The 18,097-nt window shown below is 34.7% G+C and carries 15 protein-coding genes; 6 read left to right on the top strand and 9 right to left on the bottom strand.

All coding sequences use genetic code 11. The annotated features are described in order from the left end of the window. Nucleotides 1–103: 103 nt before the first annotated feature. From recQ to SUDEN_RS09990, 8 genes are read right to left on the bottom strand one after another with little or no spacing between them, the layout of a single operon-like run. Entirely contained in the window at nucleotides 104–1,879 is a 1,776-nt protein-coding gene (recQ, locus tag SUDEN_RS10025; RefSeq protein WP_011373545.1) for a DNA helicase RecQ, read from the bottom strand. Then, on the bottom strand, nucleotides 1,879–2,490 hold the full coding sequence (gene ribE / locus SUDEN_RS10020) for a riboflavin synthase (RefSeq protein ID WP_011373544.1): 612 nt from the start codon (nucleotides 2,488–2,490) through the stop codon (nucleotides 1,879–1,881). The genes recQ and ribE overlap by 1 nt, the downstream gene beginning before the upstream one ends. 34 nt (nucleotides 2,491–2,524) lie before the next feature. After that, nucleotides 2,525–3,211: a tetratricopeptide repeat protein gene (locus tag SUDEN_RS10015; RefSeq protein WP_011373543.1), complete on the bottom strand. Its 687-nt coding sequence runs from the start codon at nucleotides 3,209–3,211 to the stop codon at nucleotides 2,525–2,527. Nucleotides 3,212–3,271: 60 nt separating this feature from the next. Next, nucleotides 3,272–4,054 carry an HDOD domain-containing protein gene (locus tag SUDEN_RS10010; protein ID WP_011373542.1) on the bottom strand — a complete coding sequence of 261 codons (783 nt, stop codon included), beginning with the start codon at nucleotides 4,052–4,054 and terminating at the stop codon, nucleotides 3,272–3,274. After that, nucleotides 4,054–6,381, bottom strand: a complete 2,328-nt coding sequence (locus SUDEN_RS11135; RefSeq protein ID WP_011373541.1) for an ATP-binding protein — start codon at nucleotides 6,379–6,381, stop codon at nucleotides 4,054–4,056. Before SUDEN_RS11135 ends, SUDEN_RS10010 begins: the two co-directional genes overlap by 1 nt. A gap of 1 nt (nucleotide 6,382) precedes the next feature. After that, nucleotides 6,383–8,476, bottom strand: a complete 2,094-nt coding sequence (locus SUDEN_RS11130) for a nitrate- and nitrite sensing domain-containing protein (protein ID WP_011373540.1) — start codon at nucleotides 8,474–8,476, stop codon at nucleotides 6,383–6,385. 3 nt (nucleotides 8,477–8,479) lie between these two features. Continuing rightward, the gene (locus SUDEN_RS09995; protein WP_011373539.1) at nucleotides 8,480–8,845 is read right to left on the bottom strand and encodes a response regulator; all 366 of its coding nucleotides are present in this window, start codon (nucleotides 8,843–8,845) and stop codon (nucleotides 8,480–8,482) included. Continuing rightward, nucleotides 8,842–9,945 carry an HD-GYP domain-containing protein gene (locus tag SUDEN_RS09990; RefSeq protein ID WP_011373538.1) on the bottom strand — a complete coding sequence of 368 codons (1,104 nt, stop codon included), beginning with the start codon at nucleotides 9,943–9,945 and terminating at the stop codon, nucleotides 8,842–8,844. Before SUDEN_RS09990 ends, SUDEN_RS09995 begins: the two co-directional genes overlap by 4 nt. A gap of 179 nt (nucleotides 9,946–10,124) precedes the next feature. Between SUDEN_RS09990 and mnmG the strand changes: the two genes are divergently transcribed. From mnmG to SUDEN_RS09965, 5 genes are read left to right on the top strand one after another with little or no spacing between them, the layout of a single operon-like run. After that, nucleotides 10,125–12,005 carry a tRNA uridine-5-carboxymethylaminomethyl(34) synthesis enzyme MnmG gene (gene mnmG, locus SUDEN_RS09985; RefSeq protein WP_011373537.1) on the top strand — a complete coding sequence of 627 codons (1,881 nt, stop codon included), beginning with the start codon at nucleotides 10,125–10,127 and terminating at the stop codon, nucleotides 12,003–12,005. A 21-nt stretch (nucleotides 12,006–12,026) separates the two neighbouring features. After that, nucleotides 12,027–12,893, top strand: coding sequence for a hypothetical protein (locus tag SUDEN_RS09980; RefSeq protein ID WP_011373536.1), 867 nt, complete (start codon nucleotides 12,027–12,029; stop codon nucleotides 12,891–12,893). A gap of 59 nt (nucleotides 12,894–12,952) precedes the next feature. Next, nucleotides 12,953–13,477 (top strand): ubiquinol-cytochrome c reductase iron-sulfur subunit, encoded by a 525-nt coding sequence (petA, locus tag SUDEN_RS09975; protein ID WP_041672333.1) that lies wholly within the window; start codon nucleotides 12,953–12,955, stop codon nucleotides 13,475–13,477. A 12-nt stretch (nucleotides 13,478–13,489) separates the two neighbouring features. Further along, nucleotides 13,490–14,704: a cytochrome b gene (locus tag SUDEN_RS09970; RefSeq protein WP_011373534.1), complete on the top strand. Its 1,215-nt coding sequence runs from the start codon at nucleotides 13,490–13,492 to the stop codon at nucleotides 14,702–14,704. Between the two features lie 10 nt (nucleotides 14,705–14,714). After that, nucleotides 14,715–15,662 (top strand): c-type cytochrome, encoded by a 948-nt coding sequence (locus SUDEN_RS09965; protein ID WP_011373533.1) that lies wholly within the window; start codon nucleotides 14,715–14,717, stop codon nucleotides 15,660–15,662. 241 nt (nucleotides 15,663–15,903) lie between these two features. Here the strand turns inward: SUDEN_RS09965 and SUDEN_RS09960 are convergent, their stop codons facing one another. Further along, the gene (locus tag SUDEN_RS09960) at nucleotides 15,904–16,368 is read right to left on the bottom strand and encodes an RDD family protein (RefSeq protein WP_011373532.1); all 465 of its coding nucleotides are present in this window, start codon (nucleotides 16,366–16,368) and stop codon (nucleotides 15,904–15,906) included. A gap of 324 nt (nucleotides 16,369–16,692) precedes the next feature. Between SUDEN_RS09960 and SUDEN_RS09955 the strand changes: the two genes are divergently transcribed. Next, nucleotides 16,693–17,964, top strand: a complete 1,272-nt coding sequence (locus SUDEN_RS09955; protein ID WP_011373531.1) for a hypothetical protein — start codon at nucleotides 16,693–16,695, stop codon at nucleotides 17,962–17,964. Nucleotides 17,965–18,097 lie beyond the last annotated feature (133 nt).

Genomic DNA, 18,097 nt, shown 5'->3' with positions numbered 1-18,097 from the left:
TCCAATTTTAGATTTTGAATTTTAACATAGATATTATGAAACTGCTTATAAATGAAGAGAAAAGTGTTAAAAAAACATTGTTTTATAATGTTAAATGATAAAGTTATTTATTAAAAACTTCTAAAAACTGCGCCCCATAGAGCTGAAACTTCTTCTCTGCAACACCGTTTACCTCTAACATATTCTCTCTGTTTTGCGGTTTTGCAACGGAGAGATTTTTGAGTACTTTATCTGAGAAGACTATGTAAGCTGGAACTTTTAGCTCACCAGCGATTTGTGTTCGTTTTGCTTTTAATTTTTCAAATAGTTCTGCATCGAAATCTTCTTCATCTCTAGGTTTTACTCTCTTTGCTTTATCGCTTACATGTAGTCTTGAGGCTCTTATAAAAATCTCTTTTTTGCCTCTTAGTGTCTCTGCGGCTTCTTGTGTTAGTTTGAGAACGCTAAACTCACCCAAATATACTATTTTTAGCTCTAAGAGCCTCTCTAAGATAACATACCAAACTCGCTTGGCTCTACTCTCACCAATCCCATAGACAGAGAGTTTATCAGCACTGTTAGCTAAGAGTTTTTGCTCTTTTGAACCTCTTAAAATATCTATAATGTAGTTTTTTCCAAACTTCTGCTCTGTTTTATAGATGGCACTTAGAATCATCTGAGCCTCTTTTGTGATGTTCTCTCTAATCTCTTTAGAGTTTGCGCAATTGTCGCACCCAGTTAAACACTCATCAAGCGTATCTTCAAAGTACTCGGCTATCTGCTTGTGAAAACAGATTTCACTTGTTGCGTATTTGTAGATAGTCTCTATTTTTTGGCTTAGATGCTCTTTATACTCCTCATTTTGTATATCATCCAAAAATCTTTTGTGTTGAGTAAGATCAGCTGCATTAAAGAACATAATAACCTCTGCGTCATCCCCATCTCGCCCAGCTCGTCCTATCTCTTGATAGTAGTTCTCTAATGATTTTGGAAGTGACATGTGAACTACAAAACGGATATTACTCTTATCTATTCCCATTCCAAAAGCTATGGTTGCAACCATAATATCTATCTTGTCATTTACAAAAATTTTGAAGTTTTGCTCTCTTACATGCTGAGGCAGACCTGCGTGATATGGCAGAGATTTATAACCGCTTTTATTGAGAAAGAGACTTAACTCCTCTGCCTTTTTTCTTGAGCTTACATAGATGATTCCGCTCTCTTTTTTATGTCTTGCTAAGAAGAGTTTGAGCTGTTCGTGTCCATTTGCAACTCTGCGCTCAAGAGAGATAAAAATATTTTTACGAAATATTTTCCCCTTTAAGAGAAGCGGATTTTGAAATCTCAACTCTCGCAGTATATCCTCAGTTACATGCTCTGTTGAAGTTGCAGTAAATGCGCAGATGGGAGTTGATGCAAAGTTTGCTCTTAAGTTCCCAAGCGCTCTATAATCATCTCTAAACTCATGTCCCCATTGTGAGATACAGTGCGCTTCATCTACTACAAAGAAGTTTATATTTAAACCTCGCAGCATCGCAATTGTGGCTTGATTGTTTAGCCTCTCAGGAGAGAGATATAAAAACTTTAACTCGCCATTTTGTGCTTGAGCGATTATCTCATCTACTTCATCACGGCTTTGTGCGGAGCTTATCATCTGCGCACTCATTCCTTGCGCTCTAAGTGAAGAGACTTGGTCTTGCATAAGTGCTATAAGTGGCGATATAACTATGCTTATGCCGTCCATCAGAAGTGTAGGGAGCTGATAAACAAGCGATTTTCCGCCACCAGTTGGTAAAATCATAAGCAAGTCACGACCATCTAAGATGGCATTAACACCATCTTCTTGAAGCTCTCTAAAACTGTTATGCCCAAAGTTGTCTTTGAGTAGTTTGTATTTCATCAATAAGAAGCTGATATGGCATCAACTTCATCCCATGAGAGGGAGTTTTTTTTGTGAGAGATTATGTGCGCAACGTAACGGGCAAACATATCTGTCTCTATATTTACCTTTGAGCCTCTTTTATAGTTTTTAAAAAGTGTCTCTTTCATGGTGTGGGGAATGATAGTTAGACGGAAGCTATCATCAAAAACCTCATTTACTGTAAGGCTGATTCCATCAACTGTGATTGAGCCTTTAGGGATGATATATGCTATGAATTTTTTATCAATTTTTATATAAACGTCATAAGAGTTGCCACTGTTTTTTATCTCTTTTATCTCGCCAATAGCGTCAATATGCCCTTGAACAATATGACCTTCAAATCTATCGCCCATCATCATGGCTGGTTCAATGTGAACTTCATTTTTGTAGTTCTCCATCGCCAAAACACTTTGACTCTCAGGTGATAGCTCAACGCTAAAGCCATCACTTGAAATCTCAATAACCGTCAAACAAGCACCATTTATTGCAATAGAGTCGCCAATAGAAGCTTTGTGTTTTGCTCTGATACTCAGTTTACTTCCACGCAAACTCTTAACATTTGCTATCTCTCTTATGAGTCCTGTGAACATTTGTTATCTCTTTTAATTGTAAATTATAGTATCGTTAAAATACTATTTTGCCCTCTTCTTGAAGACCTTTTATAATCTCTTGCGCCTTTGTATGACCCTTGTAAGCGGCTTTTCTACATAAGTCTAGTGCCATGTCATGATCTTGTGCACATCCAAATCCTTGATCATAAAGCAGTCCAAGATTGTAAAGTCCCTCTGCAAGACCGCCATCTGCGGCTCTCTTAAAACAGATAAAGCATCTTGCCTCATCTTTATGAACACCATGTCCCTCTTTGTATAAAACACCAAGGTTGTTAAAAGATTCCAGATGTCCTCTTTTTGCTCCCTCCTCATACCAAAAGGCAGCCTCTGAGAAGTTTTGTAAACATCCAAGCCCACGCTCCAACATAAGAGCTGTCTCATACATTGCTGGAACAACCTCTCTAGTTGCAGCTTCCATAAAAAAGTCATGTGCCTTAAACTGGTCATGCTCTACTCCGCCAAGACCGTTCATATATAAAATCCCTAAATTATAAAGAGCATAAGGCTGTTTAAGTTCAGCGGCTCTCTCGTAAAGAGAGAGAGCTTTTTTTTCATCTATATCACAACCTTGAGCGTTTTGGTACATGTAACCCAGAGATGCCATAGCATCAGCATTTCCCTCGTTTGATAGTTGTGTGTAGAGTTTAAATGCACTCTCAAAATCTTTGTTGTTATATGCGTCGTGAGCTTTTTTTATCATTTGTGTAAACCATCTTTAAAATATATTGTGCAAATAATACTAAAAAAGGATAAATTTGGGCTAAAGCGACTCTTCTCTTAACGCCTCAAGAGCTTTCATAAACTTCTCTTTATCAAACCCATACTCATTTATTAGCTCTATTGCTAACCCAATATTTTTCTCTTCTAAAACACCCTCAACACTTATAGCAACAGAGAGTACATGTAGAATTTTTTGCTCCCTTGTTGAGGGGTTTGGTATATTTGAGATTAGTTTTATAAAACTCTCTTCAAACTCCCACTGCTCAAACAGTAAAGAGGCTATTTCATAGCTGTTGGCATCAAATAGCTCTTTTTCTGCTTCCAAAATCGAGTTTTTTTGTGATAGTTCTATAAAAGCAGAGCTAAGCTGATTTTTTATTATCTCATAAGAAGTTATTATTTTTCCGCTCTCCATTAAAAAAGCTACTGATGATAGCGTTTGAATGTCAAAATCTTCATCCTTTAGCCACACCTTTAAAAACCTTGTGCGCAAGATACATATTTTGTCAAACTCTTGAGCGGAGATGTTATAAACAGACAAATCCAGCGGGAATGATTTTTTTAAAATAGTAGCCATAATTATGCCTCTTAGAACAGTTACTCCAAGCAGAGTAACAGCACTCTCAATGGAAGCAACACTACTCTTTAAGCCATAATATGGAGAGTTTACCAACTTTAAAATATTTGCACATAAAAGTGGCTCCTCTTTGAGTGCGGTAATGAGCGAATGGATATTTATCTCATTTGAAGAGAACATTTTTTGTATCTTCTTTATAGAAGACGGTAAATTTGGAAATGAGTCTGGAATAGCTATTTTGCTCACTAACTCTCCCCTTTAATCGTGTCGCAGATAAGAACAGTATCTCTTTTGTTAAAGACACCCATGATATTGCTAGACTCTCTAAGATGCTCTACTATTTTAAAATCATCTTCTGCTGAAATTACATAAACTGGCGTTTGTATCTCTTTGTTTTCCATAAAAAATAGAACCTCTGAACAGATGCCATCTATTAGAAAAAAGTCGAGTATCATCTTGTCATACTCATTTTTTTCTAAAAGCTCTTTTGCTTTGTTTATGGAGTTAGTAACTGTAATGTTGTAGTACGGGAGAAGTTTCTCTACTAAAATTTTTACATACTCCTCACTATCTTCAACGATAAGGAGCTTTTCGTTATCGCTGTTTTTTGAAGCAAAAATTTCTATTTTTGTTAATTCAGTTTGTATAGGAACAGCGATATAAAAACAGCTTCCCTCGCCAACACTACTCTCTACCCAGATTTTACCGCCATGCAAATCTTCTACTATTTTTTTGGTTATCACAAGCCCTAATCCTGTGCCCTTTGAAGCGGTTTGAAGGTGATTGTCTATCTGCGTAAATGGTGTAAAAAGCTGAGAAATGGACTCTTTATCCATACCTACACCGTTATCGCAGATTGATAAAACATACTGATTTCTTTGTTTGTCAAACGTAATAGAAAATATAACCTCTCCGTCATTTGGAGTAAATTTGATTGCATTTGAGAGTATGTTTATGAGGGATTGCTTCATAAGTTGTGCGTCTATAAAAAGAGCCAACGATATATCTGCTGGCATTGTTAAAGTGATATTTTTGGCTTCAGCAAGAGGCGAAATAATGATTGAAATCTCTTTTGCTATATCTGAGAGAAGCGTCATCCTTGGATGATAAGATATTTTTCCAGCTTCAAGTTTTGCAAAATCTAAAATAGTATTTACAAGGTTTAGCAAATTATTTCCAGCTATGGATATTTTTTCTATGTAAGAGCGCATATTTTGCGGTATCTCTTCTCTTGTTTGCAAAATTTGTGAAAAGCCTATTATCGCATTTAGCGGAGTTCTTAACTCATGTGACATATTTGCCAAAAACATATCTTTAGAGCGATTGGCTGACTCCGCTTTATCTGCAAAAATTGTTAGCTTATGCTCTTTTTCTCGGTTGATGAGTGTAATTTTTAAAATCTCTAAAAAAATATGTAAAATATCAAAGATAAATGAGCTATATGGGATTTTTTTAATATTTAGAGTTATAAAGATTGTCGCATTATTAAAGACTATTCTCTCAGAAATATCACTGCTTCTTTCATCTTCTTTAGTAGTTACACTATATGAGTCAATTGCCCATAAAAGCGACTCTTGCAAAGACTCTTTTAGTATGTTTTTGATGAAATCGCACATCTCTTGGGCTTTATCAAAAGGGATAAATTTTGTTTCATTTAAAATATAGCCATACTGCTGTATAAAGCGCATACCGCCATTGACGACTAAAAAGGTAAGTGATGATACTTTTTCAAAGGGCTTATTTATCTGCTCAAAAAGTTCTTGAGATGTTTGGGCTGTATTGTTTAGATAAGCTTGTTGCTCATTTTTTGGCAAATTTTTATCTATTGCGCTATACAAATCACTTACATTTTGGTGGTATTTGCGATGCAATTCATCAATTATGGAGATATCTACACCAAAGTAATCCATATCTAAAACCAAATTCTTTATAGCAGAAGTAGTCTCATGAAATCTGCACAAGAGAACATCATTTGATGGAAGCTCTATGATGTTGCTTGTATCTATGATATTTTTTTCATAGCACTCAAGTAGAAGTTCGTGTTTGCTTTTATGGATAGATAACATTTCATAAAGAGACTCAAGCGCATTTATAAGGCTGTTTTTTGAAGTAGTTGTTTTTTGAGCGCTATCATCTAGAAACTCTTTTTGCATGATAAATTCAGCAATATGTAAAAATTTATATATAGTTTTTAAACCTCTTTGAAGTTGATGATTGACAGAGGCTATATCTATAATAGACTGCATAATAATCTCAAAAGATGAAGCTATTAGGTATGTGTTGGGTCTAACTGGAGAGTCCTTATAAACCTGTTTAATCTTATTAAAAAGAAGATCATCAAAATCATCATTAAACAGCGAAACAATAAACTGCGCCCTTACTCTTTTTAACATTGGAATATCTTTAGGGTCAATAAGTTTCGCGAAATCTGCATTTGATAAAAGATAGTCATAAAATTTATCCACAATCAAAGAGGATAGAGACTCTATATAAAGACCGATATTTTTTCTATCTGATAGCACCTGTTCTGTTATGTTGAAATTTTTTATGATTAATTCTAAAGAGTTGCCCATTTTATGCCTTTATGATTGGTATGCTTATGTAAAAACAGCTACCTTTTCCTGATTGAGTCTTGACTTCTATGTTTCCATTATGAAGCTCTACTATTTTTTGAGATATAACAAGTCCTAGTCCAGTGCCTTTAAGGGCAGTGTTTTGATGCTCTTGTACCTGAGAGAAAGGCTTAAATAATTTTTCAAGCTGCTCTTGTGATAATCCTACTCCTTCATCGCAAATTGAGATGATATGGTTCTCTTCATCATTTTTATATGAGATATTAATGGCAGAATTTTGATTTGAAAATTTGATGGCATTTGATAAAATATTTAAAATAACCTGCTTTAGAAGTTGCTCATCAGCACTCAAACTAATCTCAAAAAAGCCTTTTTTTATGATTTCAATATCTTTTTTTAGAGCTTCATTTTCTACTAGCAAAATAGTCTCATTAATAAAATTTTCCAACAAAATCTCTCTTTTGTTAAGATTCATTCTGCCTGATTCTATCTTTGAGAAGTCTAGGATATTGTTTACTAGATTGAGCAGATGTTTGCCTGAGATATTGATTTTTTCTACAAAAGTTCTTATCTTCTCTTTAGGCATATCATCTTTAGCCATTAAAATTTGAGAGAAACCGATAACAGCATTTAATGGAGTTCTAAGTTCATGGCTCATTGTGGCCAAGAAAGTACTCTTTGCTTTTTCTGCACTAAGGGCTGCTATCATTGCATTTTCAAGTTCGGTTATATCTGTTCTTATCCCAATATACTCAATTATATTTTGATTTGAGTCGAGTATTGGATTTATGACTGCTTTTGTCCAATATGATGATTTATCTTTTTTTAGATTTTTGATTTCACCAAACCATGGCTCTTTTTTATCTCTTATGGTGTGCCACAACTCTTTAAAAATCGCCATTTCTGTATCAGGATGTCTTATTATATTGTGAGATTTTCCAATTAGCTCATCTCTTGAGTATCCAGAAATTTTGCAAAACTCATCGTTTGCGTAGGTGATTACCCCTTTTTTGTCTGTTTTTGAGACTATGAAACTTCTATCTACACTTGATTTGTATTGCTCAAGCAGAGATTTTGAGTTTGAGAACTCCTCATTTAATTTGTTTGTAGAAGTTAAAATATTTTTTACAAAACTAAAAGTTATGCTTATGAGCGCAATAATCCCAATAGTTGAGAGTATAACAATTAGAGCTAATTTATAAAAAATAGAGTTTAATTTTTCATCTATAATATTCCCTATTTCATGAAATAGAGCATTTTCAACACTATTTAAAAGATTTATAGTCTGAGAAGCTTGTTCAAACCAATAGTCAGGATTTGTTGCAAAATCTATATTGTTTTTTGAATTTGCAAGACTATCATCAATTATCGCAAATGTATTATCTATGTTCTTGCCTTTAAAAATTTCTTCAAACTCTTTTAAAAAGTCCTCGGTAATAGTGCTCTTAAACGCATCAATATTGTGATTGTAGTTTTTTAAAGAGCCTTTAATAGTTGAATAATCATCAATCAAAATCTTATTTTCTATAAAAACTTTATTTAGAGTAGCTCGGATAATCCCAAGAGACTCTTTTGCACTAGATAAATAAACTAATGCTTGTACAAAATTTCTGCTTTCTTTATCGTTCATAAAGGTTGGTATAGTAGCAACATAACTTAAAAGCAGCTCTATTTTTTGAGAGTAATAATCTTTTATATAAGCTATGGACTTAGTTTTCAAATCCATATTTTTTCTTGTGACATCTATCTCGTTTAGTAGATTTAATATAGTTTTATCTTTTAGTTGCTTCTTCTTGTAGATATATTTAGCATTATCTAGTGCTTTGTTTAGAGCATCTCTCGCTAAGAGGAGGTTTGTATCTTGTTTATCTAGTTCATTTTTTGCTAAAAAACCACTGCTTAGTCCTCTTTCTGTCTGCATAGCATGAACAATTTTTGAAATTGCTATTGATTCTAGGATATATCCTTTTGTAAGTTCAAAATTATTTTTTTCACTTAGACTCTGTGATAGAATCATAAAAAATAGCAACAGAGTTAAGAGCGTGGGGATGATAGATAAAAATAGAAGTTTGTATCTGATGTTTAAAAAATTCATAGCTTAATCTAAGAGAGAAACTTTTAGGACTTTATGCAATTCCGCCATATCAATTGGTTTTGATATGTAATAATCAAATCCTGACATCAAGAGCTTTTCTTTATCGCCTTGAATAGCAAAAGCAGTTACAGCTACTGTGGGAGTAGTGAGTAGAAGTTCATTTTTTATCTTCTTTATAAGAGCATATCCATCCATAATCGGCATATTTATATCACTTAAGATTAAATCAAAAGAGTTTGTTTGTAGCATTTCATAGGCTTCTTGACCATTGTTGGTAAGTACGATTTTTGCATCTGGATATGATATCTTTATCATCTCTTCAAGTACGATGAGGTTAAACTCTTCATCTTCAACTAGTAAAAATTTCATCTATACTCCTCTATTAGGTTGATTAAATGTGGTGTTTCATCGACATCTGTAAAACTATCTCTTATCTCTAAAAATTTATCTAAGTTATCAATAAAAAGATTTAGCAATATTGGGTCAAAATGGGTTCGAGCTCCATCTTTCATAATCTCTATGGTCTTCTCTAGTGGGAAAGCATCTTTATAAATTCTTTTTGATGATAAAGCATCAAATACATCAACAATTGATACTATTCTTGCGTATATATGTATCTCCTCACCCTTAAGACCTAATGGATAACCAGAACCATCATATTTTTCATGATGCTGTTGTGCAATAATTTGCCCAGCTTTTATAATAGGGTATCTCTCTCCATCTTTAAGCATTAATCCGCCGATAGTAGTATGCTCTTTCATTAGCTTAAACTCTTTGTCATCGAGCTTTCCATGCTTTAGTAAAATTGCATCAGGAATCCCTATTTTACCAATATCATGCAGTGGAGAAGAGTATAGAAGTAGTCTCTCCTGCTCCTCGTCCATGCCAGAGAGTTTTCCTAACAGTGCAGAGTAGTGGCTGATTCGCTTGATGTGCATACCTGTTTCTAAATCTCTATACTCACTAGCCATACCAAGCCTTAGAGATACTTCATACTCCGTCTCTTGAGCAAGTTTGAGTGCTACATGCAGTTGGGCTGTTCTCTGAATAACTAATTTATCTAGGTTTTTGTTTAGCTCTTCAAGTGCTACTTGGCTTTTATGTAGTTTTGTATAGTTTAATGTACGCAGTTTTAACTCTACTGTATCGACTGGTTTTGCTAAAAAATCATTTGCGCCAAGCGCTAAGGCTCTGTTTTTCTCTTCAGAATTTGCAGTCACAATAATTACTGGAATTTTTGAGTAGATGGGGTCTTTTTTTATTTTTTCTAGCATTGCAAAGCCATCCATCACAGGCATTCTAAGGTCAAGGAGTATAACATTTGCATTTATATGTTGAAGTTTGTCTAAAGCATCTTGCCCGTTTATAGCCTTGATTAGGTTCATATTTTCTGTATCCATAAACGCTAATTCTATTAAATCTAAGTTAAATGGCTCATCATCAACAGCAAGAACAGTAATAGTATTCATACTTCTAACCCCACATATAATCTTTTTGAAATTGTAATCAAATCTATATTAATTCCGAATTACTCATTTTAACAAAACCTGTTAGAATTATCTTTAGCTACTACATGTAACGCTGAGAAATTTTAAAAACTTCTAGCTATAATTTTAAAAATTGTTATATACAAAAATATGGAACTTATATGAATTATGATGTAATTATTATCGGTGGCGGTCATGCGGGGGTTGAGGCTTCTTTGGCATCTGCTAGAATGGGAAATAAAACTCTGCTTATCTCAATGCTCGCTGAAAATGTTGGAGCTACAAGCTGTAACCCAGCAATCGGAGGTTTAGCAAAAGGTCATTTAGTACGAGAGATAGATGCTCTAGGCGGAGAGATGGCTTTAATAACAGATGAAGCAGGGATACAGTTTCGCATACTAAACCAGACAAAAGGTCCAGCAGTTCGTGGAAGTCGTGCCCAAATTGATATGGATAGATACCGAGTAATCGCTAGAAATAAGATTTTAAACACTCCAAACCTAGAGCTAGTTCAAGAGATGGCAGAATCACTTATTATCGAAGATGGTGAAGTAAAAGGTGTTAAAACAAATCTTTTAAATGAGTACAGCGCCAAGAGAGTGATAGTTACAAGTGGTACATTTTTAAGAGGCGTTATACATGTAGGCGAGATAAAACAAATTGGCGGGCGATATGGTGAACAGAGCAGCGATGCTCTAAGCGCCTCACTAAAATCTTGTGGTTTAGAGATGGGAAGATTAAAAACAGGTACATGTGCTAGAGTTGATGCTTCAACTATAGACTTTTCTGTAATGGAAGAGCAAGGCGGTGATGAGCTTCCAAATCCATTTAGTTTTAGAACAAATCGTGAAGAGTTTAGAAAAACCAAAAAGCAGATTCCTTGCTACATCACCTATACAAATCAAAATACACATGACATTATAGAGAGCAACTTCTACAGAGCACCAATGTTTACAGGTCAAATTGAGGGACGTGGACCACGCTACTGCCCAAGCATAGAAGATAAAATAAACCGCTTTAGAGACAAAGAGAGACATCATCTCTTTATAGAACCTCAAACTCTTGAAAATACAGAATGCTACATAAATGGTATGAGCACTTCACTTCCACCAGATGTTCAACAGCTGATGATTAACTCTGTAAAAGGGATGGAAAATGCAAAAATAGTCCGTTATGGGTACGCCATAGAGTACGATTTTGTAGATCCAAGAGAGTTGAAACACACGCTAGAGACAAAAAAGATAAAAGGTCTTTATCTAGCAGGGCAGATTAACGGTACAACAGGTTATGAGGAAGCTGCTGCGCAAGGTTTAATGGCTGGCATAAATGCTTCACTTAGCCTCCAAGGCAAAGAGCCTTTTATTTTACGCCGTGATGAGGCTTATATAGGCGTTTTGATAGATGATTTAGTAACAAAAGGGACAAAAGAGCCATATAGAATGTTTACATCCCGTGCAGAGTACAGACTTCTTCTGCGTGAAGAGTCAGCAGATACAAGGCTTAGTCATTATGGACATACATTTGGGCTCATAGATGATGAGAATTATGAGAGAGTAAAAGCAAAAGAGGCACAGATTCAAGAGGGTGCGAGGATTTTAAGAGAGACAATTTTTACACCAAATAAGGAGTTTATAGCATTTTTGAACTCTATTGGCGAAGAGGGTGTAAGAGATACTATCTCGGCTGAACAGATAGTGGCAAGAAAAAGTTTTGATGTGTCAAAAATGTTAAAGCTAATTCCAGAGTTTGAGATGTATGAGTCATATATACTAGATGAAATTTTAGTAGAGGGGAAATATGCCCGCTATGTCCAAAAACAGAGCGAAGAGATACAGAAGATGAAAAAGTATCTAAAAGTAGAAATTCCTCAAAATTTTGCCTTTAGAAGCATTAGCGGATTAAGCAAAGAGATAGTAGAAAAGTTGGAATCTTTCAACCCGCCAACACTACAAGCAGCTTCACAAATCAGCGGAATAACCCCAGCTGCTATAGAGATTTTACATATATATATAAAAATAGATATAAAAAACAGAAATAAATAAAAAAATAGACAAAGGCACTTTGTGAAAATATATTATTATGTACATACAGGACATCGCACAGGGCTTGATAGATTTAGGCGAGCTTGCACTATTATCAGAGCCTTGGGAGATATAGATATTACGCTTCTTTGCTCTGACTTTAGGATAGCAAATGAAGCTAGACATTTTGGAGTAGATAAAGCCGTTGGTATTGATGTTGTGAGAAATATTCCTCAAATTGCACAACATGGCGATAAACTTATCTTTGACTCAGAAGAAGCAAATCCTATAATGCTTGAAGATATGAGAGATTTTTTTTCTACTTTTATACGAGTAAGTGATAAAAAAGATGAGATAAAGATGGAAAATGAGCTTCTAATATCTCCGTATCTGAGTGGTAAAGGGATATGCACCGCCTTAGCAGTTGATGAAAAATATTTTGAGAAAAAAGTTAAAACAACAGAAGTTAGTTACTTTTTTGGAGATGATGATTATGAGAAAGATTTGGGTAAAAACTTCTCATTTATTGAAGATTTAAACCCCGCCTTGCAACTTGGTTTTTACTATTTTTTAGATTATGAAGAGATGCTTAGAAAAAAGTTTAAAAATCATTATGAATTTGAAGATTATGATGAGATGATTCAAAGCTCTAAAATTCTTATCTCCGCCTCTCCTCAAGCTATTTTAGAGAGTGTTGCATCTGGAGCAAAGGCTATTTATATTCAAAGAGAAGATTATACAAGAGATTTTTTAGAGCTTTTTGAGAGCTTAAATATTCCGATTGTAAAAAATTATAAAAAAGAAGACCTTATTGAAATTATAAGTTCGATAGATAACATAAACTATTTCGAAATGGAACAATCTACACCAAAAATAGTAAAATTTATAAAAGAAAGCTTAAATTTATAATTAATTAAAAGTAATTTAGTATATAATCAGCCTCAAATTTTATAAGAAAGAGAGCAAATATGCATAACAGTAGCCGTAGAGGGTTTATGGGTAAAGCATTTGGCGCCGTAGCAGGTGTAGGGGCAGTTGCTTCATTGGTCGCAATGAAAAAAACGTGGGATCCGCTTCCAAGCGTTAAAGCTGCGGGTTTTACAACTCTAGATATGAGCATATATCCAGAGGGTCAGTTAATAACAGAAAAGTGGAGAGGGAAGCCGATTTTTGTTTTGAAAAAAACAGCGGCAATGATTGCAAAACAGACAGAGAGTCAAAAAGCAAGAGATATCGTTGTTGGCGATTCTCACTTTATGATAGCTATCGGTTTGTGTACGCATTTGGGGTGTATTCCAGCATATATTCCAGCTGAGGAGTCATTTCTTTGTGCATGTCACGGCGGTATGTTTAACTGGGCAGGGGAAGTTACAAAAGTTCCACCACCACGTGCATTTGATATTCCTCCATTTAAAATTGAAGGTACATCTCTTGTTCTTGGTGAAGTTGGTCCAGAGTACAAAGCTATGAAAGATAGCGGCATAACGCTTTAAGGGGGAGGAATTATGGCACATTTTACAAAAGCAACTAGTGTTAAAGATTGGTTAAACCAACGTTTAGCAATTGAAAAAGTTGAAAAAGTTATGGCATCTGAGTATTGGATTCCAAAAAATATTAACTTCTTGTGGGCGATGGGGATGGTTCTTGCAATCACGTTCGCACTACTTTTAGTTTCAGGAATTTTCTTGTTGATGTATTATCAGCCAGATGTTAAAGATGCGTTTTACAGCGTAAACTACACGATTATGAGAGATGTTGATTTTGGTTGGTTATGGAGACATGTTCATGGAGTTGCTGCTTCAGTTGTTTTCTTGATTATCTATATTCACATGTTTACTGGTATCTATTATGGTTCTTATAAAAAAGGCCGTGAGATGATTTGGGTTTCAGGTATGCTTCTTTTTGTTACATTCTCTGCTGAAGCATTTAGCGGTTATATGCTTCCATGGGGACAAATGAGCTACTGGGCTGGTATGGTTATTACAAATATCTTTAGTCTTGGCGGATTACATTTAGATGGTTTAGTTGAGTGGATTAGAGGGGATTATGTTCCTGCACAAGCTTTCTTAACTCGTTTCTTTATGCTTCACGTACTTCTTTTACCATTGGCTATCATGGGATTAATCGGGCTTCACTTTGCAGCTTTACGTATTCCACATGTTAATAATCAAGATGGTGAAGAGATTGACTTTGATGTTGAAGCTAAAAAATATTTAGCTGGTGACAAAGCTAGTTCAAAAGTTATCCGTTTTGCAAATGACTTTATGTCTAAAGACTTGATGGTTGTTGGATTTTTCTTAATCTTCTTCTTTTATCTTGTATTTTTTCAATATGGATTTGCGCTTGACCCTGTAAACTTTGACCCTGCTGATGGACTTAAAACTCCAGCACATATCTACCCAGAGTGGTATTTCTTATGGTCTTATGAGATTTTACGTCCATTCTCTGTAAACATCGGTCTTATAGCATTTGGTTTTGCACAAGTTATTTTTGTACTTTTACCATGGTTAGACAGAAGTCCAAATGCTGTTCCAGCAAGTCGCCGTGGAGCATTTAGTATCTGGTTCTGGTTATTACTTATTGATATGATAGTTTTAACAGCTATGGGTAAACTACCTCCAGAGGGTATGTTTAGTACTATCGGTTTAGTTGCCGCAGTTGCGTTTATCCTTTTATGGGTTGCACTTCCGTTTATAACTATGAATGAAAAAAAAGTATAAGGAGAATAGGATGAAAAATAAAGAACCTTTAATTCTGGTTGTTGTTGTTGCTTTTACTCTCCTAACTTATTGGTTAGTTGAGCCATACGCACACTCTGTAATGCACAAGCATGTAGAGAGTGAGCAGTTTGCTTATGCAGACTTAAAACCAGTTTCAAAAACTGGAAATGTTGCAAACGGTAAAGATCTAGTAATGGGCGCTGCTGCTTGTACTGGATGTCACTCGATAGAAAAAGAGGGCATGCCAGCTGCGATGGATGCTGTTTCTGCTGCTGCTAGCTATGGTGTAAATCCACCAGACTTAAGTAATGCTGGTGCTATTTATGATGCAAAGTTTTTGGCTAACTTGATAGTAAATCCAGCTCATGCACTAAAAGTAGAGCATAAGTTTGATGCAGCAAAAGGTCAAATGCACCCAATGACAGCGTTCTTTGGTGCTGGTGGAGATATTGATCAAGAAGTTGCAGATATGGTTGCATACTTAAAATCAATAGCTATTAGCCCAAGTGAAGTTACTCCAAAAATTGCATATGAAAATGCGTGTGGTAGATGTCACGCACTTGAGTATGAAAATTGGACTCAAATTGGTGAAAAACCTGCATTTAAATTTGAAAAAGATGCTTTAGCGTTTGATATTCAAGTGTTAGAGTACAAAGAACATTTAACAAAATATATGGGTAAATTGCCTCCAGATTTAAGTATGTATATCCGTTCTCGTGGCGAGCACTTTATAAGTACATTTATAGAGAACCCTCAAGCTCACTTAGAGGGTACTGCAATGCCTAGAGTTGGTGTTACTGCTGATGCTGCTGAGAAAGTGATAGAACACTTAGCAGATGCTGGTGATACAAAAAGACACGAAAGAGACTCAATTGGTAAATCAGTGTTAATTTACTCTGTAATCTTTGCTATATTTGCTCTTTTATGGAAAAAACAGGTTTGGAAAGATCTACACTAAATCTATACGTCTCTACAATCCTACCTCGTCTTGAGGTAGGAATCCTCTCTTTAACACTCCTCTATACTATCTTTATTCTTCTTGATTGCAACAATGGTCTGTTTTTATCTGATTGATTCTTTTGTGATTTGATTCTTATGCTGTGGTCAAAAAGTCTTTTGCAAATTGTCCTGCGCATCTATATTTAATTTTAGTAAATTCAATTCAAATGGAAGTTTTAAACTAGCAGACTTTTTTTATATTATTTCTTAATAGCAACAACAAGAGTGTTGCAAACTAAATCATGAAGTGCTTTTTTGTCTCTTCTATAAAAAGGGATAAGTAGTCCAAGAAGTGTCATGGCCGTAAACAAAAATAGAGTAAATCTAAATATTGCTTTAAAAAATCCTATGTTTTTACCACTTTTGTCATCTACTACTTTTATGTCATAAGCTTTTTTTCCAGGCGTCTGTCCAAACTTACTTAAAAGAGTTGCATAAATAACTCCATAAAGAGCTACTCCAAAAAATACAGCGAGCTGTGAGGATTGAAAATCATCACTCCCATTCATTACAACATAGGTTATGATATATAAAATTGGAGCATATATCATAAACATATCTGTAATAAAAGCTTTTACTCTATAACTATATGGAGCATAAACTAACTTTTGTGACTCTTTTACTTGTACAGTTTTACTGTTTTTTTTTAGGTTTCTAAATCTCATAATACAATTATAGCAGAAGAAAAAAATCTTTATATCTTGAAATTTGTGATAATTTTATAGAGTTTAGCAGGATTTTCTTTGCATGTAACATTAGTTAAAATTTTTAAGATGTGTAATAAACAACACAATTGCTGCCGCAAAGCGCAAATAGTTAATAAATTATTAACGAAACTACTAATTTAAACTTAATTTAAAAATTGCGGAGGTAGAATGTTGTAATTTCTCAATTTCACTTTAATTTAAGTGATATTTAAGTGATAATATTATCACATTAGGTATCACTTCAATTATGGGTGATTAAGAGATAAAAAACAGGAGATATAAATGAGAAAATTAGTAAAAATGTCAATAGTAGTAGCGTCTTTAGTTGCAACTTCTGCAATGGCAGCAGATAAGGGTATAGATATCGCAGTAACTGGTCAAGCAGCACTTTACTACCAAACAGTAGCTGGTAATGGTAATGGCGAAAAAGATCTTTTTGATAGCTCAAAATCAAGAGCAAACGCTGGTCTTCAACTTAACTTAGATGCAGATCTTAAAAACAACTTCACTTTTGGATCTCAAATTACATACTTAGGTACTTCAGGTTTAGAAAAAAATGTTGTTGGTAACACTATGCAAGATATTAATGCAAAAGCTGGAAGTACTGGTATTAATGATGATATCTATTTAAGTCAATTATATATTGCTAAAAAAATTGCTAACACAACTGTAAAAATTGGTCGTCAAGAACTTCCAATGTCACTTTCACCATTTGCTTACTCAGAAGATTGGAATGTATTTAAAAATACTTTTGATGCAATTCTTGCGGTAAATACAGATCTTCCAGATACAACTGTAGTTGGAGCTTACGTAAGTGGCGGAAACTATAATGCACCAGCTTCAAATATGGCGCAATTTGGTGATTTAAAAGTAGCAGGAATGGACATTGATGGTACAGCATACATGCTTACTGTACAAAATAAATCTCTACCAATGGCTACTGTAACAGCAACTTATTATGGACTTCAAAATATAGCAACTGCTGTTGATGCTGATGTTTTATGGGGAGATGTGACTATTAGTGACAAATCTTTACCAATGGGTCTTAAAGTGGGAGTTCAAGGCGGATCTATTATGCCTGATAGCGCTTCAAACTTAAAAGATACAAACGCTTTTGGTGCTAGAATAAGCATTAAGCCAATGGATCCTCTAACTCTTTGTGTTGCATACTCAAATGTTAATGATGGTGATGTTCCTTTAGTAAATGTTGGCGGTGTTAAAACTCCACTTTATACACAAATGATAGCTAACCAAGATCCAATCTCTAAAGATGCAGATACTATCATGGTAAAAGCAGATTACAACATGGGTGATTTTGGAGCAATTACACTTCAAGATGCATTTACATCTGCAGGTAGCAAAAACAGAGAAAATGCTGGTCGTACAGCTGGCAAAAATGCAGATTATAATGATTTAGAGCTTGTTTATAAAATCAAAGCAGGTGGTGTTCAGTATTTCGCAGCAATTGCTAACCGTACTTGGAGTGAAGAGAAAGTTGCAAATTCTCAAGACAGTGAAAACTGGATTCGTGTTTGGGGTCGTTACAACTTCTAATAAAGAGCTAATTACATTACCTCTTTATGCTCTTACGCATCTTGCGTAAGAGACTCTTCTTAAAAATCAAAAACTTCTTATTGCAATCAAATCATAATTTATAAAATTAGACCTCTTTATGCTATAATCTTTA

Source organism: Sulfurimonas denitrificans DSM 1251, from assembly GCF_000012965.1.
GTDB lineage: Bacteria > Campylobacterota > Campylobacteria > Campylobacterales > Sulfurimonadaceae > Sulfurimonas > Sulfurimonas denitrificans.
This window is presented reverse-complemented; position numbering and strand designations above follow the sequence as displayed.